This window comes from Kribbella sp. NPDC048915 (assembly GCF_040649595.1).
Classification (GTDB): Bacteria; Actinomycetota; Actinomycetes; order Propionibacteriales; family Kribbellaceae; genus Kribbella.
Genome location: NZ_JBEZFT010000045.1, coordinates 31,682 through 54,226 on the forward strand (window position 1 = coordinate 31,682; position 22,545 = coordinate 54,226).

A 22,545-nucleotide genomic window follows, 5' to 3' on the forward strand; every position below is an offset into this window, starting at 1 on the left:
TCATCCTACGGGCGGACGTCCAGGTATGCAGAAGTGCCGACAAGGGGTGGAATCAGGGCCTGACCGCCGACTTGTGCATACCTGGACGTCGCGCCGTCGAGGCCGGGCTGACGCTGCGTCCACCTCCGGCGACCAGTCGATCGGCGGCGGGTCGTCGACCACCGAACGCCACGCCTCGGCGAGTTCGGCCATCGTCCGCGTGGGGCCGACCGCGTTGAACGGACCGGGGAGCCGATCCGCCGTGAGGTGCAGGAGGAAGGCGGCCAGGTCGCGGGCGTCGATGTACTGCACGGGCTGCTCCGCACGCGCCGCGCACTCCATCGGCACCCCGTGCGCCAAGGCGCGACCCCAGTTGCCGAAGTCCGGGTTGTACGGCCCGACGACGAACCCCGACCGGACGGCGGACGTACGCTCGCCGAAGGTGGCGCTCAGCAACGACTCGCACCGCACCTTCGACGGGCCGTAGAGGTCCATCGTGAACTCGTCCTCCGGCGCACCCACCGGCCAGTCCAGCAGCCGCGCCGACTCGGTCATCCCGGCGTCGGTCCGGCTCGCGTACACGGCGATCGACGACATGTACGTGTAGTGCTCGCACCGATCCCGCAGTACGGCGGCACTCAGCGCCACGTCCCGCACCAGGAAACCCGGCATGTCGATCACGCCGTCCCACGCACCGGCGGCGAGGGCCTGCGGCGCGGCCCGTTCGCCGACGATCCGCCGCACCGACGGGAACAACGACGGGTTCGTGCGACCGCGGTTGAACAGGGTGACCTCGTGACCGGCGTCCAGCGCCAACTCGACGACGTGCCGACCGAGGTTCTTCGTCCCGCCGAGAACCAGCAGCCTCACGACAGCTCCGCGACCAAGCCGGTCAGCTCACTCAGGAGCGGGTCGATCCACTCCGAAGAGCCCGGGATCGTGCGCTGACCTTCCTCGACCAGGAAGGTCAGCGCCAGCAGGCAGAAACAGGCGCCGCCGACGAGGAGCTGTCGATCCACCAGGAAGGGATCCGCTCCGGCGGCTTCGACGTACCGAGCGACGATCGGCTCGCGGTCGTGGCCGAAGGTCGCGGCGTCGCGGACGAGGGTGTAGAGGTCGCTCAGGTGTGGGGCGAGATACGCGAGCGGCCAGTCCACGACGGTCCACCGCGTGCCGTCGGAGACCAGGTTCTTCGGGACGAAATCGCCGTGCACGACGCGCACCGGTGCGTCCCGGTGCAGCCGATCGAGCGCGTCCACGAGCGGATCGAGGTCGACGTCGACCCGCCCGATCCGGGCGCCGAGCTCCTTCACCCGGGCCGGCGGGAACTCGCTCGGTCCGTCCACCGGTGCGGACCGGATCCGCGCGACCAGCTCGGCAGCCGCCAGGAAGTCGTCTGCTGCCGGTTCCTGCTCGAGCGTGACCCGGCCGACATCGGCCAACACGAGGACACCGTCCGCGGCGGACAGCAACTCCGGGGCGGGCAGCCCCAGCGGGACCACGAACCGCTCGTAGGCGGCGGCCTCACCGGCCTGCGCATCGGTCCCGCGCTTCACGATCACGCTGCTCAGCCCGTACGAGAGCCGCCACACCTCCGACGAACCCCACCGCCGGAGCAACTCGCCATTGACCGCGTCGGGCGCCGGCGCCCCGGTCACCGCCAACACAACCTGCACCGCCTGCGCGGGAAGCCACGGAGGAAGCATCCGAAAAGTAGACCACGGTCGGCCGCCGTGCGTCCCCGAATTAGGGTGTGGGTATGACGGAGAACGCCACGCACGCCTGGGGCTTCGGCCTCGCCACCGTTACCCCCGCCGGGAACGTCCTCGACGTCTGGTACCCGGCCCCCGAGCTCGGCACCCGGCCGGCCGGCGCGAAGAAGGCGCCGAAGGAGCTGATCGCGGCGGAAGGCAACGACGAGCTCCGCCAGGTCCGGCGCAAGGTGGTGGCGACCGAGATCACTCTGGCCGACGCCCCGGACGGTACGGCGGATGCGTACCTGCGACTGCACCTGCTCAGCCACCGCCTGGTCCGCCCGCACGGTGTGAACCTGGACGGCATCTTCGGCGCCCTCCCGAACAACGCGTGGACCTCGCTCGGCCCGGTCCCGGTCGACGAGATCGAGAACGTCCGGCTCCGCGCCCGGGCCGCCGGCAAGCACCTGAGCGTGACCAGCGTGGACAAGTTCCCGCGGATGACCGACTACGTCGTCCCGTCCGGCGTGCGGATCGCGGACGCCGACCGGGTCCGGCTCGGCGCGCATCTGGCCGCGGGGACCACGGTCATGCACGAGGGATTTGTGAACTTCAACGCCGGCACGCTCGGCACTTCGATGGTCGAGGGCCGGATCGTCGCCGGGGTCGTGGTCGACGACGGCAGCGACATCGGCGCCGGCGCGTCGATCATGGGCACGCTGTCCGGCGGCGGCAAGCAGGTCATCTCGATCGGCAAGCGCTGCCTGCTGGGCGCGAACGGCGGGATCGGGATCTCCCTCGGCGACGACTGCGTGGTCGAAGCCGGGCTGTACGTGACCGCCGGCACCAAGGTGACGCTCCCGGACGGCAGCGTGGTCAAGGCCCGCGACCTGTCCGGCCAGTCCGGGCTGCTCTACATCCGCAACTCGGTGACCGGCGCCGTCGAGGCCCGGCCGCGGACCGGCGAGGGTATCGCGCTCAACGAGGCCCTGCACGCCAACGCCTGACCCGTCTGGCCGAAGGACCAGCCCGAGCCGCCAGTCCGAGTTGCCAGTCCGAGTTGCCTGTGCGGGTTGCCAGTCCGAGTTGCCAGTCGGCGGCGCGCGCCAACCAATGTGACACTCTGCACGTCAACCAGTTCGTGATGCACGAACCGGAACCTGTCCCCCGCCCCCGACCGTTGGGAGCGGTATGGCGGTGAAGCGTGGTGCCCTGGTGGCAGTGGGCGCCATCGGCGCGCTCAGCCTGGTGGTCGGCGTCGGCATCGCCTGGCTGGGCGGCAAGCGGGTCGGGAACCTGCTGCCGCCCAAGGAGCAGTGCAGCGCGACGGTCAACGGCCAGCTGGTCGTGCTCGACTTCGAGCAGGCGCAGTCCGCCTCGATCATCGCGGGGATCGCCGTCCGGCGCGGGCTGCCCGCTCGGGCGGCGACGATCGCGCTCGCCACGGCGTACCAGGAATCCGGGCTGCGCAACCTCCCGCACGGCGACCGGGATTCGCTCGGGCTGTTCCAGCAGCGCCCGTCCCAGGGCTGGGGTACGGCGCAGCAGGTCCAGGACCCGTACTACGCGACCAACAAGTTCTACGACGCGCTGGTGAAGATCAGGAACTATCAGCAGCTCGCAATCACCGTCGCGGCCGACCGGGTGCAGCGCAGCGCGTTCCCGAACGCGTACGCCGACCACGAGGCGGACGCCCGTGTGCTGGCCTCGGCTCTGACCGGGCAGTCGAAGAGCGTCTTCAGCTGCACCGTGAACACCGAGTCGGTCCCGCAGGAGGCGATCAACGGCGCCGGGCTGACACCGCGCGCGGACGCGGTCCGCAAGGACCTCGCCCGCACTTTCGGGCGGCTGCCCACCGGCGGGTACGCGGCCGGCGGGGTGACCACCGGCCACATGGAAGGCTCCGCGCACTACGAGGGGCGGGCGGTCGACGTGTTCGTCCGGCCGATCTCGGCGGCGAACACCACCAAGGGCTGGGCGATGGCGCAGTACCTGGTCGCGAACGCGGACCGGCTGAAGATCAAGACGGTCATCTTCAGCGACAAGATCTGGACCGCCGGCGGCCGGTCCGACGACGGCTGGCGGGACTACACACCGCCGGAGCGCTCCGGCGACCCGAAGATCCTGCGGCACCTGGACCACGTCCACGTGGACGTGCTGGAGCAATGAGCACGCAGCAGCGAGCCTGGGGCGGTGAACGCGGCCGGGCGCCGCTTCCGACGAAGCGGCGCCCGGCTACCCGCGACTGGATGCGATCAGTTGATCACTCGTCGTGCTCCTGCGGCGGTAGCGCGGCGATGAACGGGTGGTCCTTGTCGATCTTCCCGAGCTTGGACGCGCCACCCGGCGAGCCGAGGTCGTTGAAGAAGTCGACGTTCGCCGTGTAGTAGTCCTTCCACTGCTCCGGGGTGTCGTCCTCGTAGTAGATCGCCTCGACGGGACACACCGGCTCGCAGGCTCCGCAGTCGACGCACTCGTCGGGGTGGATGTACAGCATCCGGTTGCCCTCGTAGATGCAGTCGACTGGGCATTCCTCGACACAGGCGAGGTCCTTCAGGTCAACACACGGCTGCGCGATGACGTAGGTCACTGCTACTCCTCCTATGGCAGGCAAGCGCAGCGCTGGACTAGGGGTGCTGCGATGCGGTGGTGCTCAGTGTCTCTGGTGTCTCTAGTATCACGGTAGTACGTCGCCCACTTTGCCAGGAGTCCGGATCGTGTCAGGCCCCCAGGGGCGCCTTCGGGCCCGTGATATCGGACACCGTGTCGTCGTCAGGTACCGGCTCGAGGGCGGGCTGACCGACCTGATCGGCGTCCTGGCGGCCTGGAGCCCCGACCGGGTCGTCGTCCGGCCGGCCGATGGCACCACCCACGAGATCCCGGTGGCCGACATCGCCGCGGCCAAGCCGATCCCCGAGATGCCGCTGCGTCCGGTCGACGTGGAGCAACTTTTTCTGACCACCGCGCTGGGCCGCCCGGCCGTCGAGACGGCGTACGTCGGGCAGTGGTTGCTGAGGGCATCGTCCGGGTGGACGGGCCGCGCCAACTCGCTGCTGCCCGCTGGGGATCCAGGGATGCCGGTCGCGGACGCCCTGTCGAAAGCCGAGGAGTTCTACGCCGAGCGCGGGCTGCCGCGGCTGGCCCTGATCCGCCTCGGCAGCCCGTACGAGGCGGAGATCCGGGCGCGCGGGTGGATCGAGGCCCGCCCGGAGGAGTCCGACGTCCTGGTCATGCACACCACGCTCGACCACGTGAACGCAGTCCCCGAGTACGACGTACAGCTCACGGAGCGGCCGGACGACGCGTGGTACGCAGCTACTTTCTCGGAATCTACTGTGCCGGAGCCAGCGCCGGCAGTGCTCGAGGGCGCGGAGAAGGTGAGGTTTGCGTCGGTGACGGTCGACGGGCAGGTGGTCGCCGTCGGGCGGGGCGCGATGACCGGGCACTGGCTCGGCGTGGACTCGATCCGCGTGTCCGAGGGGCACCGCCGGCGCGGACTCGGTACGGCGATCGTCCAAGGGCTCGCGCGCTGGGCCGGGCAGTACGGCGGCCGGCGTACCTATCTCGAAGTACTGGAGGAGAACACGGCCGCGCTGGCGACGTACAGCCGTCTCGGGTACCGCGAGGCGTACCGCTACCGCTATCTGACCAAGCCCTGACAACGCGGGAGACGCTACGCTGCCGTGCCATGGCGGATCACGTGGCGGACCAGGTGTCAGGGCGACCGGAGTACGCAGGCGACTTCGAGGGGACTGTGCGGGTGGAGTACACGCCGCACCCGGACGACGGGGTCGCTGATCCCGGCGAGATCGTCTGGACCTGGGTGCCGTTCGAGGAGGACCACCGCCGCGGCAAGGACCGGCCCGTGCTCGTCGTCGGCTGGGACGAGCCCTACCTCCTTGCGCTGATCCTCACCAGCAAGGACCACGACCGGGACGCCGCCGACGAGGCGCGCTGGGGCCGGGTCTGGCTGGACATCGGCCGCGGCGCCTGGGACAAGGATCAGCGGCCCAGCGAGGTCCGGCTGGATCGCGTCCTGCGGATCGACCCGCAGCAGGTCCGCCGCGAGGGTGCCGTGGTCGACGAGACCGTGTTCCGCGAGGTGGCCGCCGGGCTGCACAACCTGCAGGGCGGCTGACCCTCAGCAGCCGGGTCCCAACAGCCGAACCTCGACGGCCGGTCCGCAACGAGCTGACCGTCGATCGGCCGGGCCTCAGCGTGTCGGCTTGGTGAGTGCGTTCCCGGTCGACGGTTGCCGTCCGGGCGGCGTCGACGGACCACCGGGCGGCGGCGTGACCGGGGTGCCCGGCTTCGGTCCGCAGCGGATGTCGTCGGCCGCGTTGTACTTCGTCGTGAACGACTCGGTCTTCTGGCGGACGCCGTTCTTCGACAGGTACCGGTAGATGGTGATGTCGAAGCCCGCGGTCGGCGCCTGCGGCTCGCACTTCTCGGCGGTGTTGTAGACGACCTTCGGCTGACGGATGTTCGTCCGCCCCGACTGGCCCGCGGTCACGTCGACGAACTTCGTGCCCCAGATGACCACCCGGATGCTGCCGCTGCTGCCCGGCGTCGACGACTTGAAGATCGTCTGCACCAGGATCCCGTGGCCGGAGTTGTTGCGGAACTTCAGGTCCACCGACGGCCAGGCCACCGTCGCCTCCCGGCCGACCGGGTAGCGGCTGATGTAGACGCTGTGCGCCTTGTGCTCGAGGATCTCCAGCCCGGCGAAGAACGCCGCGTTGAAGGTCGTGGTCGCCGACTGCGAGACCCCGCCGCCGAAGTCCTTCTCGAACCTGCCGCCGCTGATGATGTAGCCCTCGGCGAAGCCGTTCTCCTTGGTTCGCTCGCCGACGATCTTGTTCAGGCTGAAGACCTCGTTCGGCTTGAGCAGCGTGCCGTTGATCTTCGCCGCCGCAGTCCCGATGTTGGTGTTGCGGTACGCCGCGTGCGGGAACTGCGTCGTGAAGTCGCCGATCTTCTGCGTGATCCCGAGCGCGGTCGCCTGCTCGGTGGTGAACTTCGCCTTGGTCGGCGCCAGCGGGACCGCAGCGCGTCGCTCGCCGGTCGGCTTGGGCAGCGCGGACAGGATCGCCGCGCCGATCTTGGTCCGATCGACGACGGTGCCGTTGACCGCCGGGATCACCTTCGGGGCACCGCCGACGATCTGCACGGTGGCGTCCTTCGGCAGCGTCTCCAAGGTCTTGAAGCGCTGCTGGAACAACGGCTCCAGCGCCTTGGTGCTGATCGCCGGGATGACCCGGCCCTCCTGCACGCTGACTGCCAGCGCGGGCGCGAGCTCGGCCGGCGTCAGGTCGACCGACTTCGCCCCGACGGTCAGCCGGATCGGGCCCGACATGGCCGGCTCGGCGAACTCCGACATCGCCTTGTCGATCGCCTCGCTCGCCGCCTGCGGCTTGGTCACCGTGACCGGCAGCTCCTTCGGGGCGCCGTCCGCCGGGTACGCCGCCACCACGGTGTCCGTGGCCTTGGCGGTGTCCAGCTGCAGCCCGTCGGCGGGTTCGTGCTTGACCGGCTTGGTGCCCTTGAACGTGATCGTGCCCTCGGTGGCCTTCCGGTTCACCTGGCCGGCCAGCTTCTCGACGGCGGCCTTGAGCTTCGCGTCGTCCTTGGTGACCACCGGCTCGACCGGGTCGCCGCCGCTCAGCGCGCGCCAGATCCGGCCCGGCGCCAGGCTGCGGCCCGCACCCGCGGACTCGACGGTCTTCTCGACGTCGATGCCGAGGCCGGCCTCGGCGGGCACCACCTGGAACTTGGACCCACCGGCCTGCAACCCGATCGGCGCGGCCGCGCGATCCTTCAGACCGGCGGTCAGCTTCTGCTTCGCGTCCTCCTCGGAGAGGCCGCCGATCGGGATCCCGAGCACGGTCGTGTCACCCGGGATCTTGTCCCCGGCGAACGCGAAGGCAGCGCCGTACCCCACCACGACGACGCCGAGCCCCGCGGCGGCAATGATCCCCGCGAGCTGTTTTCTCCCCACCGGACAGTGTCCTCCTGCTCGAAGCCGTGGTCAGGGCACAAAGGCACATCTTACGGGACGGAACAGGGCCGACCGACCGCCGGGGCCGCCCCTCACTGCCCCGCGGTAACGATCAGTTTCCGGGCAGTTCCCGGTAGTCACCGCAATGGTAGATCAGCGCGCTCGGATCGCCCGGATCCCGCACGCCCAGGCTGAGCACTTCACCCACCACGATCGTGTGATCTCCCCCGTCGTACGTCGCCCACGTGCGGCACTCGAGCCACGACAGGGCGCCGTCGACGGTCGGACAGCCCGTTTTCGGGCCTGCCGTCGTACCGATGCCGTCGAACTGGCTGTACAGGTCCCGGCCGGAGCGGGCGAACCGGTCCGCGATCGGCTGTTGGGTCGCGGCCAGCACCGACACCGCCCAGTACCCGCAGTCGAGGACCGCGGCGTGCATCCGGACCGCCTTGTCCACACAGACCAGCACCAGCGGCGGATCGAGCGACACCGACGTGAACGCGTTCGCGGTCATCGCGTGCGCGACGCCGTCCTGGAGCGTGCTCATGATCGTGATCCCCGTCGCGAACCGACCGAGGGCAGCCCGGAACTCGGCGGGCGGGACGCTGCCACCGGACGCGGAAGAGGACACGTCAGCAGGTTATGCCCGGACCTGGGTTGACGCCTCAACCAGCCATGTGGGACCGGTCACCTCACCCGCATCACCCGGCTGACCGCGGGTACCGGAAAGGCGATGGTTGGTTGGTGACCCGCAGCGTCCCCGGCCCGGAGCCTTCCTGGCTCGGGCCGGGGCCGTTGGTGCAGTGACTACGCGGCTACGACTTAGAGGCCCGCGAACAGGTCGTGCTCGACGCCGTCCGGGCCGGGGGCCGCGGTGCCCTTCACCAGGCGGTAGGGCTCGGAGCTCCAGATCTGGTTGCCGATGTTGTTCGACAGCGCGAAGAACGGGCCGTCGACGGTGATCTGCGTCGCATGCGCCTTCATCGCGTTCATCTTCCGGTCGATGAACTGCTCGCCCTCGATTACGCAGTCGATGAACCGGTCCGGCGTGACGAACGGACCGAGCGGCCCCTCCGGGTCCAGCCCCTCGAACGTGGTCGTGTCGCCGGACTCCCGCAGCGCGCGCAGCTGGGTCCGCATCCGCGACTCGGCCATCGCCGTCCAGTAGATCTTCGGGATGTCCCAGGCCGGCCCGAGATCCTCCCGGTACGACCGGGCGGCGGCCAGCGCGGCGGCGTACATCGCGACCCGGTGGGCCTTGATGTGGTCCGGGTGGCCGTAGTTGCCGTACTGGTCGTAGGTGACCAGGACCTGCGGGCGAACCTCGCGGATCACCGGGACCAGGTCGTCGGCGGCGGTCAGCAGATCGGCCTGCCAGAAGCTGTCCTTGCGGGTCTCCGGCGGGACGTCGGCGTTGCCCTCCTCGTTGTAGATCATCCCGGTGTCGCGGTACTTGCCCGCGCCGCCGAGGAACCGGTGGTCGGTGACCCCAAGCTCGGCCATCGCGTTCGCCAGCTCACCGATCCGGTGCTCGCCGAGCGCGTCGTCCTGATCCGAGGCCAGGTGCTCCAGCTCGGGGACGAGGACCTCGCCCTCCTCGCCGAGGGTGCAGGTGATCAGGGTGACGCGGGCTCCCTCCGCGACATAGCGCGCCATCGTCACACCGTTGTTGATGGTTTCGTCGTCCGGGTGGGCATGCACCAGCAGCAGCCGGCGCTCAGCAAGCTCAACCATGCCGAAAGCCTACGTCCAGCCGCGGACAGTTCGCGGCGTGAACCCTCCGCGAGCGGCGCACACGCTTGCCGGTCTGAGTCTGTCTGGGTGCGTGAGCCTCCTGGACCAAGGCACGCGACGGGACCGGGCCGCCCGAGTTGGGTGCGGGTCGGCAGTGTGGCTCCTACGCCGTGGAGTATCCGGCCCTTTTGATTGATCCGTGGGTGGGTTCGAGTGACAGCGTCGGCGCCCACGCTTAACGACCGCGCCGTACGACCGGCGCCGTACGACCGCGCCGTACGACCGCGCCGTGGCGCGCAGGCCGGAAGTTCTCGGGCGGTGCGACAGTTCGTGGGGGGTTTGGACAGGAAATAACGGGTCCGCACGCACCGGAACCTGTTCACACCCCCGACAAGGTGCCCCACGGCTACGTCAATGAAGCCGAGTATCCGCGGGACCGCGGCGCGCGCACGGCGGCGCTCGGACGGCGGTGCGTGGACGGCGCTGCGTGGACGCGGTGCGTGGATGCGGCGCGTCGACGCGGTGCGTGGACGGCGCTGCGTGGATGCGGCGCGTCGATGCGGTGCGTGGATGCGGTGCGTGGACGGCGCTGCGTGGATGCGGTGCGTGGATGCGGCGCGTGGACGGCGCTGCCTGGATGCGGTACGTGGACGGCGCTGCGTGGATGCGGTGCGTGGACGGCGCTGCGTGGACGCGGTGCGTGGATGTGGTGCGGTCAGCCGAAGCGGCGGACCAGCAGGCAGCCGGCCTGGAACCGGGACTGCGCGCCGAGGCCGGCGATCAGTGCCTTGATCTCGGACCGGATCGTGCGCAGCGACAGTCCGAGCTCGTGCGCGATCGCGGCGTCCTTCGCCCCGGTCGCCATCAGCCGGCCGATCGTCAGCTGCCGGCTGGTCAGCTCGCGCACCGCGACCGGCGACCGCCGGTGCGATCCCAGCTCGTAGACCTCGCAGACGACGTCCGGCCCGCCGTCGCGTTCCTCGACGCCGTCCGCGGGCGCCGCCGGAACCGCCGGGTACACCGACATACCTCACTCCTCCCCAAGAGTTTCCGGACAGGATTCTCGTCGCCGCTGACGAGACGTTGCCAGGTACAACCCATACAAACCGCCCATACATACAGGCCCCCGCACAGTGCGGGGACCTGCCCGGACATGCAGGAAGGGCGGTGCCGAACGGCACCGCCCTTCCCGAAGTGTGCTGGGATCAGCTCACTTTCTTGACCCCGATCTGGGTCAGGTCAGGCAGACCACCGGTGTTCGGGTCGGCCACGACGTTGTCGAGGTTCGAGCCCACGACGTACACGTTGAGGTCCTGAACGGTCGGCACCAGCGGCGCCGTCTTCATGATCTCGACGTACAGGTCGGACAGACCGGTCTCGATCTTCTGCTTGTCGGTCTCCTTGGACAGCTCGGCCATCTTGTCCCAACCGGCCTGGCTGCGACCGTAGTTGTTCTGCGCGGCCTTGCCCGGCGAGGTGGAGTCCGGACCGAAGACCGACGGCACGATCGTCGTCAGGCTCGCCCAGTCGTAGCACCAGCCGGCGGTGATCAGGTCGGCGGCCGAGGAGTCCTGCTGCTGGGTGGAGTAGTAGTTGTCACCCGGGATCTTCTGGATCTCCACGTTGATGCCGGCGGCCTTCCAGGACGCCTGCGCCGCCTCGGCGGCCTTCACGGCCAGACCGGAGTCGGCCGTCGCCAGGACGAGCTTCTCGCCCTTGTAACCGGCCTCGGCCAGCAGCTGCTTGGCCTTCTCCGGGTCGCCCTGCTCCGGAGCCTTGAAGTGCTCCTCCGGCTTGTAGCCCTCCATGTCCTGCGGAATGATCGAGTCGACCACCTTGGCCAGACGCTCACCACCGCGACCGTCGCGGTAGCTGGTCCGGTCGAGGCCGTAGTACAAGGCCTCCCGCAGCTTCTGGTTCTTCAGCAGCGGCTTCTGCTGGTTGAACGCGATGTAGCGACGGCAGATGTCGGTGCCCTCGACAACCCGGTCCTTCACGTTCGCCTGGTTCGTCTTGGCGATGTTCTCCGGCTGCACACCGGCGAAGCTCAGCGAGCTCTGGTCGGCCGCACCGTTGGCGATCAGCCGCTGGTCGACGGTGGCCTCGGCGTCACCGAACTTGAAGACGAACTTGTCCGGACGCGCGTCGCGCAGCGGGTCGGTCTTCGGGTCCCAGTGCTCGTTGCGGACCAGCGTCAGCTGCTTCTTGCGGGTGTAGGACTCGATCTTGTACGGGCCCGAGGAGAACGGACGGTTGTCGTACTGCGTCCGGGTGTCCTTCGCCTTCGGCACCGGCGCGAAGACCTTCATGCTGGTGGTGCCGTCGAAGGAGGCGACCGGCCGGTTGAGCTTGAAGATGATGGTCTTCTCGTCCGGGACCTCGATCGCGGTGCAGCCCTTGCCGCCGTTGTTGTTGTTCACGTACGGGCCCTTGAAGCCCGGGCAGTCGAGGTACTCGTGCGCGTACGGCGCACCCTCGGCCATGTCCGCGGCGAACGAGCGCTCGGCGTTGTACTTGATGTCGGCCGCCACGATCGGCGAACCGTCCTCGTACTTCAGCCCGTCCTTCAGCTTGAAGGTCCAGGTCTTGAAGTCCGGGCTCGACTCGTAGCTCTCCGCCAGGTCCTTCTCCAGGACGATCTTCTTGTCCTTGGCGTCGTAGCGGTAATCGGTCAGCGTCCGGGTGAACAACTTACCGATCATGTTCGAGTCGGTGACGAAGTTCCGCGCCGGGTCGAGGTGCTCGACGTCGCTGACGTGGTAGACGGTGACGGTACCCCCCTTGGCACCGGCCGAGGCCTGCCCACCACTTGGCGACTCACTTTCTCCCCCGCCGCAGGCAACCGCGGTCAGGCTCAGACCGAACCCCACGGCGATCGCCACTCCGGTTCGTTTGAGGTGATCCATGGCCAGTGTTCCTTCCTTGTGTTGACACTTGTCGCCGGGTCGCGGCGGCACGCAGAAAACGATCCACGTCGTGTGGCGGTCATCAACTCACGAGTTCACAAACTGCGCAATGCAGTTTGGGTTGCTTGACCGGATCGTGATCCCTTCCATGCCGTCGGTACACCGAACAAACGCTCTGGGTAGTCGTCAGACCACGTCCCGTTCCTCCGGGAAGTGGCAGGCCGCTTGGTGGCCCGGGGCGCCGATCTGCATCAGCGGCGGCTCTTCCGTGGCGCAGATCTCCTGTGCCTTCCAGCATCTGGTCCGGAAGCGGCACCCCGAGGGCGGGTTGAGTGGGCTCGGTACGTCCCCGGTCAGCCGGATCCGTTCGCGTGCCTCTTCGGCGTCCGGATCGGCCTCCGGCACCGCGGACAGCAACGCGTGCGTGTACGGGTGCCGGGCATGGTTGTACAACTCGTCCCGGTCGGCGGTCTCCACCACCTTGCCCAGGTACATCACCGCGACACGGTCGGAGATGTGCCGGATCACCGACAGATCGTGCGCGATGAACATGTAGGCCAGACCGAACTCGTCCTGCAGATCCTCCAGCAGGTTGACGATCTGGGCCTGGATCGACACGTCGAGCGCCGACACCGGCTCGTCGCAGACGATCAGCTTCGGGCGGAGCGCAAGTGCCCGGGCGACCCCGATGCGCTGGCGCTGACCGCCGGAGAACTCGTGCGGATAACGGTTGTAGTGCTCGGGGTTCAGCCCGACCGTCTCCATCAGGTCCTGGACGGCCTTCTTGGTGCCGCCCTCGGGCTTGGCGCCCTGGATGTCGAACGGCGCCGAGATGATCGTGCCGACCGTCTGGCGCGGGTTCAGCGACGAGAACGGGTCCTGGAAGATCATCTGGATGTCGCGCCGGAACGGCCGCATCTTCATCCGGTTCAGGTGCGTGATGTCCGAACCCAGGAACTCGATCGTGCCGCCGGTCGGCTCGTCCAGCCGGGTGACCAGCCGGCCCGTGGTCGTCTTCCCGCAGCCGGACTCCCCCACCACGCCGAGCGTCTCACCCGCCCGGATGGTCAGGTCGACACCGTCGACCGCCTTCACCGCGCCGGTCTGCTTCTGGAAGAGGATGCCCTGCGTCACCGGGAAATGGCGTTGCAGGCCGCGGGTCTCCAGTAGCACCTCGCCGCGCTTGGCTTCCTTGCCGCTCGTCTGCTCGGCAGCTGTCGTCGTACTCACCAGCACTCCTCGGGCATCAGAGCTTCGGCTTGATCTGCTCTGTGAACAGCTGCCGGCGCTGTTCGGGCTTGATGTGGCAGCGCACCATGTGCGGCTCCTGACCGACCTGCAGCAGCTCCGGCAACTCGGTGGCGCAGCTCGCGCCGTCGACATAGCTCTGGTAGTCGCAGCGCTGCTGGAACGGGCACCCCTTGGGCAGGTTGATCAGGGAGGGCGGCGTACCCCGGATCGACTGCAACCGCCCGCCGCCGGCGCGGTTCACCCGCGGCACCGACCCCAGCAGACCCCAGGTGTAGGGCATCTCGGGCCGGTAGAAGATGTCCCGGACCGGGCCGGACTCGACCACGCGGCCGCCGTACATCACGACCACGTTCTCGGTCATCTTCGCCACCACGCCGAGGTCGTGGGTGATCAGGATGATCGCGGAGTTGAACTCCTTCTGCAGATCCTGCATCAGGTCCAGGATCTGCGCCTGCACGGTCACGTCGAGCGCGGTGGTCGGCTCGTCCGCGATCAGCAACGCGGGGTCGCACATCAGCGCCATCGCGATCATCGCGCGCTGCCGCATACCGCCGGAGAACTGGTGCGGGTAGTCGTAGAAGCGCTTGTCCGGCGACGGGATGCCGACCCGGTCGAGCATTTCGATCGCGCGCTTCTTCGCCACTTCCTTGGGTGCGTCGTTGTGCACCCGGTACGCCTCGACCAGCTGGTCGCCGACCCGGTAGAACGGGTGCATCGCCGACAGCGGGTCCTGGAAGATCATTGCGACCTGCCGGCCGCGCAGCGTACGGATCTCGGGCACCGTCATGCTCACCAGCTCGGCGCCGTCCAGCCAGATCTCGCCGCTCACCTGGGCCCGGCTGCCCTTGTGCAGCCCCATGATCGCCAGGCTGGACACACTCTTGCCGGAGCCGGACTCGCCGACGATACCGAGCGTCTTGCCGCGCTCGAGGGTGAAGTTCAGCCCGTTCACGGCCTTCACCAGACCGTCGTCGGTCGGGAAGTGCACCTGCAGGTCTTTGACCTCCAGGAACGGCCGCCCAGCGCGGGATTCCGCCGGTGTCGTACCGGTCGCGGATTCGGTCACCATGTCACCTCGCGTCACCTCGTGTCTCCTCGACCTGATCAGGACAGCCGCACGCGCGGGTCGATGACGGCGTACAGGACGTCGACGATGATGTTCGCGAAGACCACGAAGATCGCGGCGAACAGTACGACGCCCATGATCGCGGGCAGGTCGTTGCTGAGCACCGAGTCGATGGAGAACTTGCCGAGTCCGGTGATGCTGAAGATCTGTTCGGTGATCACCGCACCGCCGAGCAGGCCGCCGACGTCCAGGCCGAAGATGGTCACGATCGGGGTCAGCGCGGAGCGCAGCCCGTGCTTGAAGACCACGGTCTTCTCGTCCAGGCCCTTCGCCCTGGCGGTCCGGATGTAGTCCTCGTTCATGGTGTCGATCATGTTCGCCCGGGTCAGCCGGGTGTACAGCGCCGCGAACACCAGCGCCAGCGTGAGCCAGGGCAGGATGTAGAACTGCGCCCACTTCACCGGCCCGACCGTGAACAGTGCCGCGTTCGCCGTGTCCGGGAACGGGATCCAGTTCAGCTTGACGATGAACAGGAACAGCAGCAGGTAGCCGAACACGATCGTCGGGAAGGACACGCCGAACAGCGCGAGCCCAACGCTCAGTTTGTCGACGAACTTGCCGCGACGCAGTGCGGCGATCAGGCCGAGCATGACGCCGGACACCAGCCAGAGGACGGCGGCCCCGACGGTGAGCCAGAGGGTCGCCGGGAACGCGTCCTTGATCGAGTCCCAGACCGGGATGCCGTTCTGGTACGACTCACCGAAGCACGGCCAGTCGCAGTTGCGCTCGTTGCCCTCGGAACCGATCGTCCGGCCGCCCGGGCTCACCAGCCCCTGCATGTACTGGCCGTACTGCTGGATCAGCGGCTTGTCGAAGCCGTACGTCGCATTCACCTGGGCGACCGTCTCGGCGTTGCAGTTCTTGCCGCAGATCAGCAGCGCCGGGTTGGCCGGCGTGGCCCAGAAGAGGAAGAACGTGATCGCGCTGATCACGAACAGCACGAACACCGCCTGGATCACCCGGCGGATCAGGTAACGGCCCACGGGTCAGCTCCTTCCGGCACGCGGGTCGAGGGCGTCCCGAACGGAGTCGCCGAGCAGGTTGAACGCCAGCACGGTGATGAACAGCGCCATCCCCGGGAAGAACAGGTACAGCGGGTTGCTCTCGATCCAGTTCGACGCGTCGGCGATCATCCGGCCCCACGACGAGGTGGGCTCCTTGATACCGACACCGAGGAACGACAGCGAGGCCTCCGCGGTGATGTAGCTCGGGATCAGCAGGGTCGTGTAGACCAGCAGCGTCGGCAGCAGGTTCGGCAGGATCTGCCGAAAGATCACGTACCCCGGACCGGCGCCGAGCGACCGGGCCGCCTCGACGAACTCGCGTTCACGCAGCGACAACGTCTGACCGCGGACTATTCGGGCCAGATAGGCCCAGCCGAAGAACCCGAGGACGAACATCAGTACGCCCATCCTGAGTTTGTTGTCGTCGGGGATCCCGAACAGGTCCTGGCCCCGGGAGGCGATCACCGGCGTCAGCGCCATCACGAACAGCAGCGACGGGAAGCTCAGCATGATGTCCATCAGCCGGCTCAGCAGCGTGTCGACCCAGCCGCCGAAGTAGCCGGACACCATGCCGATGACGGTGCCGATGATGACCGCGAGGATCGTGCCGCCGAGCGCGACGAGCAGCGAGACCCGGGTGCCGTAGACCAGCCGGGAGTACACGTCGCGGCCGTTCTGCGGCTCGACACCGAGCCAGTGCTCCGAACTCGTGCCGCTGCCCCACAGGCCGCCGATCGGGATACCGCCGTCGCGAGTGTTCAGCAGCGGATTGCCGCTCGCATCGGTCTTGTTGAACTGGTCCGGCGGGAAGCCGTTCAGTTTCACGATCAGCGGCGCGAAGAGCGCGACCGCGATGATCAGCAAGATCACCACGGCGCTGATGACCGCCACCTTGTCCCGGCGCAGTCGCGTCCAGGCGATCTGGCCGAGTGACCGGCCTTCGATCTCCTTCGCCTCGCTCGTGTCGGCAAGACCGTCTGCCGGCAGCCCCTCATCGGGGGACTGTGCCTCGGTTACCCCCAGCGTCATCGCCCGTTCACCTGTTCCTTCGTGGTGGTGCGCACCCGGACCCTCCCGCCCGGCTGGCCGGGCTCCCGGGAACCCTACGTATCTCGCAGTGTGGACGCCATGGGAAGCCGCCGCTAGTCACCGAATCGTGATCGGTGTGACGTAAACCACTCACATCGTCTGACGAAGCGCCCGCACGAACGGCCGGTCCGGGACCAGCCAGTCGTTGTCGTCGAGATCCCCCGGCGCGAACCACCGCAGGTCCGAATGCTCCCGCAGAATCGGGTCTCCGGCGACGATCGTCGCCGAATAGACGTGGAGTCGGTACTCCGGTGAGATGTCCACGCCGGGGCCGAGCGACGGACCGACTGTGATCTCCACAGCGAGCTCCTCGCGGAGCTCCCGAACCGCGGCCTGCTCGTCGGTTTCCCCGGCCTCGACCTTGCCGCCCGGGAACTCCCAGCCACCGTCCGGTCCCGGTCGGTAGGCGGCCAGCACGAGGCCGTCCCGGATCAGGGCGACGCCCACCACGCTCTGCACCACTTCGATCCTCTCCTCGGTCCGGCAGGACTCTGCCAGACGCACCAGTTCTTCGGGTGCTTCAGAACTGTCGGTGCCGGCCGTCATGATGCTGCGATGCCGTTGCAGAACAGGGTTCTCCCCACCCAGGAGATCGTCGCCGACCCCGGACGCGGCCTGCTGATGGGCAATCGCGGCTGCCTGCACGGCCCGGACCGGCGGCTCGGCACCACCCGCTGGCGCTCGAAGGCGTGGATCAGCTGCGTCCTCGATTTCCGCGGCCGCCGCCGCGACCCGATGCCGCCCGGCCGCTGGACTGCCTTGTTCTTCCTGGACGAAGCGGTCGCGCTGGCCGCCGGCCATCGGCCGTGTCATTACTGCCGACGCAGGGATTTCCTGCTGTACGCCGGTGCGTGGGCGCCTGCCGACGTACCACGACCGCTGGCGGCGGAGATGGACGCGGTGCTGCACAGCCAGCGCGTCGACGTACGGACCCGGCGGCAGCGCACAACGATCCAGCCGCTGTCCGAACTGCCGGACGGAGCGATGGTGCGGTTCGACGGAGCGCCGGCGCTGGTGCTCGACGGCCGGATCCTGCCGTGGTCCTGGGACGGGTACGCCGCGCCCGCGACACCGCGCGGCCTGCACGAGATCGAGACGCTCACACCACCGGCGAACCTGGCGGTACTACAGGGCGGATACACCCCATTACTCCACCCGTCGGCACGCGCGCAACTGAGGGCACCCTAACTGGAAACACGCCGTACCGAGGGGTCTTCCGTTGCGCGCCCCACAGCGGCAAAGTGTGCCCATACTGACAGCAACCTGACCATCACTGGAGTCGGTATGGGTGAAAGCAACAGCGGCGTTGCTTCTGTCGTTCGCGCGCTCGAGAACCTGCATGCGGCCGTCGGAAAACTCAGCCAGGAGTACGGTGACACCCTCGGCATCCGCCGCCTGGTGTCCGACGTGGCCCGGCTGAGCGACGATCTCGCAGAGCTGGGCCCGCCCGACCCCAGGCACAGGCCCGGACCCGTTCCGGAGGAACTCGAGGAGATTCCCGACGTGGAATACGACGCGTCCATGTGGACAGACGCGGAGCACGAAGGTTTCGGCGCACCTGACAGGCACGCGCCATGATCGAGCGCAGCGAGATAATTCGACACAGCGACGTCGTGCCAGCTGAACCGCCCGCAGCGAAGCGAGGAAGGTTCTGATGGCTACCGGAGTCAGCGCGCCAGGACGCGCGCAAGTAGGCCTCAAGACCGCACGGACCGATCGCTGGTGGCTCGCGCCGTTGCGCATCGGCGTGATCCTGGTCTTCTTCATCGTCTACGCGACGGTGCGGATCTTCATGAACAAGTGGTACTGGGTCGACGCGTACCACTACCTCACCCCGCTGTACTCGCCCTGTGTCACGAACAGCTGTGTCGAGGGCTCCAGCCATCTGGGTACCTGGTTCGGCAACTTCCCGCGGTTCCTGCCGTTCGGCATCATCACGTTCGTGGTCCTGGCCGGCTTCCGCGGCACCTGCTACTACTACCGCAAGGCCGGGTACCGGTCGCTGTTCTTCGCACCGGCGGCCTGCGCGGTGCCGGAGCCGCACAAGAACTACACCGGTGAGCGGAAGTTCCCGCTGATCGCGCTGAACCTGCACCGCTACTTCTTCTACGGCGCGCTGCTGTTCGGTCTGCTGAACATCTACGACGGCATCCTGGCCTTCCACGGCAAGGACGGCGGCTTCGGGATCGGTCTGGGCACCGTGATCATCTGGATCAACCTGGTGTTCCTGTGGCTGTACACGCTGTCCTGCCACGCGTGCCGGCACATCGTCGGCGGCCGGCTGAAGAACTTCTCCAAGCACCCGCTGCGCTACCGCTACTGGACCTTCGTGTCCAAGCTGAATCCGAAGCACGGCACCTTCGCGATGACGTCGCTGTTCACCGTGATCCTGACCGACTTCTACATCATGGCGCTCTCGGCCGGCTGGTTCTCCGACCTGCGCATCATCAACTGAGGATCTGAAGACTTTCCATGACTGAGCTGGAACGACACTCCTACGACGTCGTCGTCATCGGGGCCGGCGGCGCCGGTCTGCGCGCGGCGATCGAGGCGCGCGAGCAGGGCAAGCGGACCGCGATCATCTGCAAGTCGCTGTTCGGCAAGGCCCACACCGTGATGGCCGAGGGCGGCTGCGCCGCCGCGATGGGCAACGCGAACTCCAACGACAACTGGCAGGTGCACTTCCGCGACACGATGCGCGGCGGCAAGTTTCTGAACAACTGGCGGATGGCCGAACTGCACGCGCAGGAAGCCCCCGACCGGGTCTGGGAGCTGGAGACGTACGGCGCATTGTTCGACCGGACGCCTGACGGCCGGATCAGCCAGCGCAACTTCGGCGGCCACACCTACCCGCGGCTCGCGCACGTCGGCGACCGCACCGGTCTCGAGCTGATCCGCACGCTGCAGCAGAAGATCGTCTCGCTGCAGCAGGAGGACTTCGAGGCCACCGGCGACTACGAGGCGAACCTCAAGGTGTTCGCCGAGTGCACGATCACCGAGCTGCTGAAGGACGGCGACGCGATCTCCGGCGCCTTCGGGTACTGGCGCGAGTCCGGCCGGTTCATCCTCTTCGACGCGCCCGCCGTCGTGCTGGCGACCGGTGGTGTCGGCAAGTCCTTCAAGGTCACTTCGAACTCCTGGGAGTACACCGGTGACGGGCACGCGCTGGCGATGCGGGCCGGCGCGACCCTGATCAACATGGAGTTCATCCAGTTCCACCCGACCGGCATGGTCTGGCCGCCGTCGGTGAAGGGCATCCTGGTCACCGAGTCGGTCCGCGGTGACGGCGGCGTCCTGAAGAACTCCGAAGGTAAGCGGTTCATGTTCTCCTACGTGCCGGACGTGTTCCGCGCGCAGTATGCCGAGACCGAGGAAGAGGCGGACCGCTGGTACAAGGACCCGGACAACAACCGGCGTCCACCGGAGCTGCTGCCCCGCGACGAGGTCGCCCGCGCGATCAACTCCGAGGTGAAGGCCGGCCGCGGTACCCCGCACGGCGGGGTGTTCCTGGACGTGTCGTCGCGGCTCCCGGCCGAGGAGATCACCCGGCGGCTGCCGTCGATGTACCACCAGTTCAAGGAACTGGCCGACGTCGACATCACCGCCGAGCCGATGGAGGTCGGCCCGACCTGTCACTACGTGATGGGCGGCGTCGAGGTCGACCCGGACACCGCGCAGTCGCGGGTCCCCGGTCTGTTCGCGGCCGGTGAGGTCGCCGGCGGTATGCACGGGTCGAACCGGCTCGGCGGCAACTCGCTGTCCGACCTGCTCGTCTTCGGGCGCCGCGCCGGCCTGGGCGCGGCGACGTACGTCGACTCGCTGAAGGAGCGGCCGAAGATCGCCGAGGCCGACGTCGACGCGGCGGCCGCGGACGCGGTGGCGCCGTTCGAGCTCGAGGGTGGCGAGAACCCGTACTCGATCCACCAGGAACTCCAGCAGTCGATGAACGACCTGGTGGGCATCATCCGCAAGGAAGAGGAGATGGAGCAGGCGCTCGGCCGGCTCGCCGAGTTCCGCGGCCGGATCGCGAAGATGACGGTCGAGGGGCACCGGCAGTTCAACCCCGGCTGGCACCTGGCGCTCGATCTGCGGAACATGCTCACGGTGTCCGAGTGCGTGGCGAAGGCGGCGCTGCGGCGGCAGGAGTCGCGCGGCGGTCACACCCGCGACGACTACCCGGAGATGTCCGCCGAGTGGCGCAAGAAGCTGCTGGTCTGCGCGCTCGACTCCGACGGTGCGGTGAACGTGACCGAGGAGGACCAGATCCCGATGCGCGGGGACCTGCTGGAGCTGTTCGAGGTCGACGAGCTGAAGAAGTACCTGACTGAACAGGAGCTGCCCGCGTGACGTACACAGGCAAATTCCGCGTCTGGCGGGGCGACGCCGAGGGCGGGGAGCTCAAGGACTACGAGGTCGAGGTCAACGAGGGCGAGGTCGTTCTCGACGTCATCCACCGCCTGCAGGCCACCCAGGCGCCGGACATGGCGGTCCGCTGGAACTGCAAGGCCGGCAAGTGCGGCTCCTGCAGCGCCGAGATCAACGGCATGCCGAAGCTGATGTGCATGTGCCGGATGAACACATTCGCCGAGGACGAGGTCGTCACGGTCACGCCGATGCGCACGTTCCCGGTGATCCGGGACCTGGTCACCGACGTGTCGTACAACTACACCAAGGCCCGCGAGGTCCCGGCCTTCAAGCCGCCCGCGGACCTCAAACCGGGCGACTACCGGATGCAGCAGCAGGACGTCGAGCGCTCGCAGGAGTTCCGCAAGTGCATCGAATGCTTCCTGTGCCAGAACACCTGCCACGTGATCCGGGACCACGAGGAGAACAAGGAGAGCTTCTCCGGCCCGCGGTTCCTGATGCGGATCGCCGAGCTGGACATGCACCCGCTCGACGCCGCCGACCGGCAGAAAGCCGCCCAGGAAGAACATGGCCTCGGCTTCTGCAACATCACCAAGTGCTGCACCGAGGTCTGCCCCGAACACATCAAGATCACCGACAACGCCTTGATCCCGATGAAGGAACGCGTCGTCGACCGCAAGTACGACCCCCTGGTCTGGCTGGGCAACAAGATCCGCCGCCGCCCCAACTGACCCGCCGGACCCCGTGAGCCCCTGGTTCCCCCCGAACCAGGGGCTCACTCTTGCCCTCGTCCCCACCGCCGAGGCGGCTCGACGTACGACGCGAGCCCGCGGCATAGCGCAGTATTGCTGGACTCCGGTGACGCCGTACGACGCCATCTCGTGACGCCGGCGAGGAGCTGCCGTGACTGTGGTTGGCACGCTCGCCTGTCCCCCGCGCCACAAGTGGGGGCTGGGCTCATGCGGTGGAGGGCTTGAACAGGAAATACCAGGTGCGCACCCACCACAACCTGCCCAAACCCCCGAAATGTGCCCGCCCTCCAGCCGTTGACATACGCGCAACGCCGACTCCCGACACCACCCACCCGCTCCCGTGCGCAGGGCGCAGGGCGCAGCCGCGTAGGAGAGCCTGTCGTACTGCGGTTCGCGCGCCACCCCCGAGCACCCACGCCACAAATGGAGGCCGGATACAACCAACGGGGACCTTGAACAGGAAATACCAGGTGCACACCCACCACAACCTGTCCAAACCCCCGAAATGTGCCGACCCCTCCGGCCGTTGACATACGCGCAACGCCGACTCGCGAAAACTCTCCTAGTACTACAGCCGGAGATCGTGATCTGCGGCGGCGTCAGGCCACGATCCGGGCCCGATCCGGGGAGGATTTCACCCCAGGATC

General features: G+C 68.1%; 22 protein-coding genes. 9 read left to right on the forward strand and 13 right to left on the reverse strand.

Annotation, left to right across the window (positions count from 1 at the left end):
• Together AB0B82_RS22165 and AB0B82_RS22170 are read right to left on the reverse strand one after the other, a co-directional pair.
• Positions 1-849, reverse strand: a complete 849-nt coding sequence (locus tag AB0B82_RS22165) for an NAD-dependent dehydratase (RefSeq protein WP_360171486.1) — start codon at positions 847-849, stop codon at positions 1-3.
• Positions 846-1,685, reverse strand: coding sequence for a phosphotransferase (locus AB0B82_RS22170; protein WP_360171489.1), 840 nt, complete (start codon positions 1,683-1,685; stop codon positions 846-848). Before AB0B82_RS22170 ends, AB0B82_RS22165 begins: the two co-directional genes overlap by 4 nt.
• A gap of 53 nt (positions 1,686-1,738) precedes the next feature.
• On the opposite strand from AB0B82_RS22170, the gene dapD reads away from it, so the two are divergent.
• Entirely contained in the window at positions 1,739-2,680 is a 942-nt protein-coding gene (gene dapD / locus AB0B82_RS22175; RefSeq protein ID WP_360171492.1) for a 2,3,4,5-tetrahydropyridine-2,6-dicarboxylate N-succinyltransferase, read from the forward strand.
• A 184-nt stretch (positions 2,681-2,864) separates the two neighbouring features.
• Positions 2,865-3,842: a hypothetical protein gene (locus AB0B82_RS22180; RefSeq protein ID WP_360171495.1), complete on the forward strand. Its 978-nt coding sequence runs from the start codon at positions 2,865-2,867 to the stop codon at positions 3,840-3,842.
• A gap of 94 nt (positions 3,843-3,936) precedes the next feature.
• Here the strand turns inward: AB0B82_RS22180 and fdxA are convergent, their stop codons facing one another.
• Positions 3,937-4,263 (reverse strand): ferredoxin, encoded by a 327-nt coding sequence (gene fdxA, locus AB0B82_RS22185; protein ID WP_012923087.1) that lies wholly within the window; start codon positions 4,261-4,263, stop codon positions 3,937-3,939.
• Positions 4,264-4,390: 127 nt separating this feature from the next.
• Here fdxA and AB0B82_RS22190 point away from each other — a divergent pair, with 127 nt between their 5' ends.
• A complete protein-coding gene (locus AB0B82_RS22190; RefSeq protein WP_360171497.1) occupies positions 4,391-5,332 on the forward strand; it encodes a GNAT family N-acetyltransferase in 942 nt (313 codons plus the stop codon).
• A 29-nt stretch (positions 5,333-5,361) separates the two neighbouring features.
• The gene (locus AB0B82_RS22195) at positions 5,362-5,811 is read left to right on the forward strand and encodes a type II toxin-antitoxin system PemK/MazF family toxin (protein WP_360171500.1); all 450 of its coding nucleotides are present in this window, start codon (positions 5,362-5,364) and stop codon (positions 5,809-5,811) included.
• Positions 5,812-5,886: 75 nt separating this feature from the next.
• On the opposite strand, the gene AB0B82_RS22200 is transcribed toward AB0B82_RS22195, so the two are convergent.
• The 10 genes from AB0B82_RS22200 to AB0B82_RS22245 form a co-directional block, all read right to left on the reverse strand.
• Complete coding sequence (locus AB0B82_RS22200) at positions 5,887-7,671, reverse strand: VanW family protein (protein WP_360171503.1); 1,785 nt, start codon at positions 7,669-7,671, stop codon at positions 5,887-5,889.
• A gap of 112 nt (positions 7,672-7,783) precedes the next feature.
• Positions 7,784-8,302 carry a flavin reductase family protein gene (locus AB0B82_RS22205; RefSeq protein WP_360171506.1) on the reverse strand — a complete coding sequence of 173 codons (519 nt, stop codon included), beginning with the start codon at positions 8,300-8,302 and terminating at the stop codon, positions 7,784-7,786.
• A 191-nt stretch (positions 8,303-8,493) separates the two neighbouring features.
• Entirely contained in the window at positions 8,494-9,405 is a 912-nt protein-coding gene (gene mshB / locus AB0B82_RS22210; RefSeq protein WP_360171509.1) for an N-acetyl-1-D-myo-inositol-2-amino-2-deoxy-alpha-D-glucopyranoside deacetylase, read from the reverse strand.
• 715 nt (positions 9,406-10,120) lie between these two features.
• On the reverse strand, positions 10,121-10,432 hold the full coding sequence (locus AB0B82_RS22215; protein WP_360171512.1) for a LuxR C-terminal-related transcriptional regulator: 312 nt from the start codon (positions 10,430-10,432) through the stop codon (positions 10,121-10,123).
• Between the two features lie 178 nt (positions 10,433-10,610).
• On the reverse strand, positions 10,611-12,311 hold the full coding sequence (locus AB0B82_RS22220) for an ABC transporter substrate-binding protein (protein WP_360171515.1): 1,701 nt from the start codon (positions 12,309-12,311) through the stop codon (positions 10,611-10,613).
• 186 nt (positions 12,312-12,497) lie between these two features.
• A complete protein-coding gene (locus tag AB0B82_RS22225) occupies positions 12,498-13,541 on the reverse strand; it encodes a dipeptide ABC transporter ATP-binding protein (RefSeq protein ID WP_360171518.1) in 1,044 nt (347 codons plus the stop codon).
• A 16-nt stretch (positions 13,542-13,557) separates the two neighbouring features.
• A complete protein-coding gene (locus AB0B82_RS22230) occupies positions 13,558-14,631 on the reverse strand; it encodes an ABC transporter ATP-binding protein (protein WP_360171545.1) in 1,074 nt (357 codons plus the stop codon).
• A 35-nt stretch (positions 14,632-14,666) separates the two neighbouring features.
• On the reverse strand, positions 14,667-15,671 hold the full coding sequence (locus tag AB0B82_RS22235) for an ABC transporter permease (protein WP_360171521.1): 1,005 nt from the start codon (positions 15,669-15,671) through the stop codon (positions 14,667-14,669).
• Positions 15,672-15,674: 3 nt separating this feature from the next.
• Complete coding sequence (locus AB0B82_RS22240) at positions 15,675-16,721, reverse strand: ABC transporter permease (RefSeq protein ID WP_360171524.1); 1,047 nt, start codon at positions 16,719-16,721, stop codon at positions 15,675-15,677.
• Positions 16,722-16,871: 150 nt separating this feature from the next.
• Positions 16,872-17,240, reverse strand: coding sequence for a (deoxy)nucleoside triphosphate pyrophosphohydrolase (locus tag AB0B82_RS22245; protein ID WP_360171527.1), 369 nt, complete (start codon positions 17,238-17,240; stop codon positions 16,872-16,874).
• 96 nt (positions 17,241-17,336) lie between these two features.
• Between AB0B82_RS22245 and AB0B82_RS22250 the strand changes: the two genes are divergently transcribed.
• The 5 genes from AB0B82_RS22250 to AB0B82_RS22270 all read left to right on the forward strand — a co-directional run bounded on the left by AB0B82_RS22250 (position 17,337) and on the right by AB0B82_RS22270 (position 21,877).
• Positions 17,337-17,969 carry a hypothetical protein gene (locus AB0B82_RS22250; RefSeq protein WP_360171530.1) on the forward strand — a complete coding sequence of 211 codons (633 nt, stop codon included), beginning with the start codon at positions 17,337-17,339 and terminating at the stop codon, positions 17,967-17,969.
• Positions 17,970-18,065: 96 nt separating this feature from the next.
• Positions 18,066-18,359: a hypothetical protein gene (locus AB0B82_RS22255; protein ID WP_360171533.1), complete on the forward strand. Its 294-nt coding sequence runs from the start codon at positions 18,066-18,068 to the stop codon at positions 18,357-18,359.
• Between the two features lie 76 nt (positions 18,360-18,435).
• Positions 18,436-19,236 carry a hypothetical protein gene (locus AB0B82_RS22260; RefSeq protein WP_360171536.1) on the forward strand — a complete coding sequence of 267 codons (801 nt, stop codon included), beginning with the start codon at positions 18,436-18,438 and terminating at the stop codon, positions 19,234-19,236.
• Positions 19,237-19,253: 17 nt separating this feature from the next.
• Positions 19,254-21,128 (forward strand): fumarate reductase/succinate dehydrogenase flavoprotein subunit, encoded by a 1,875-nt coding sequence (locus tag AB0B82_RS22265; RefSeq protein ID WP_360171539.1) that lies wholly within the window; start codon positions 19,254-19,256, stop codon positions 21,126-21,128.
• Complete coding sequence (locus AB0B82_RS22270; protein WP_360171542.1) at positions 21,125-21,877, forward strand: succinate dehydrogenase/fumarate reductase iron-sulfur subunit; 753 nt, start codon at positions 21,125-21,127, stop codon at positions 21,875-21,877. Before AB0B82_RS22265 ends, AB0B82_RS22270 begins: the two co-directional genes overlap by 4 nt.
• The last annotated feature ends 668 nt before the right edge of the window (positions 21,878-22,545 follow it).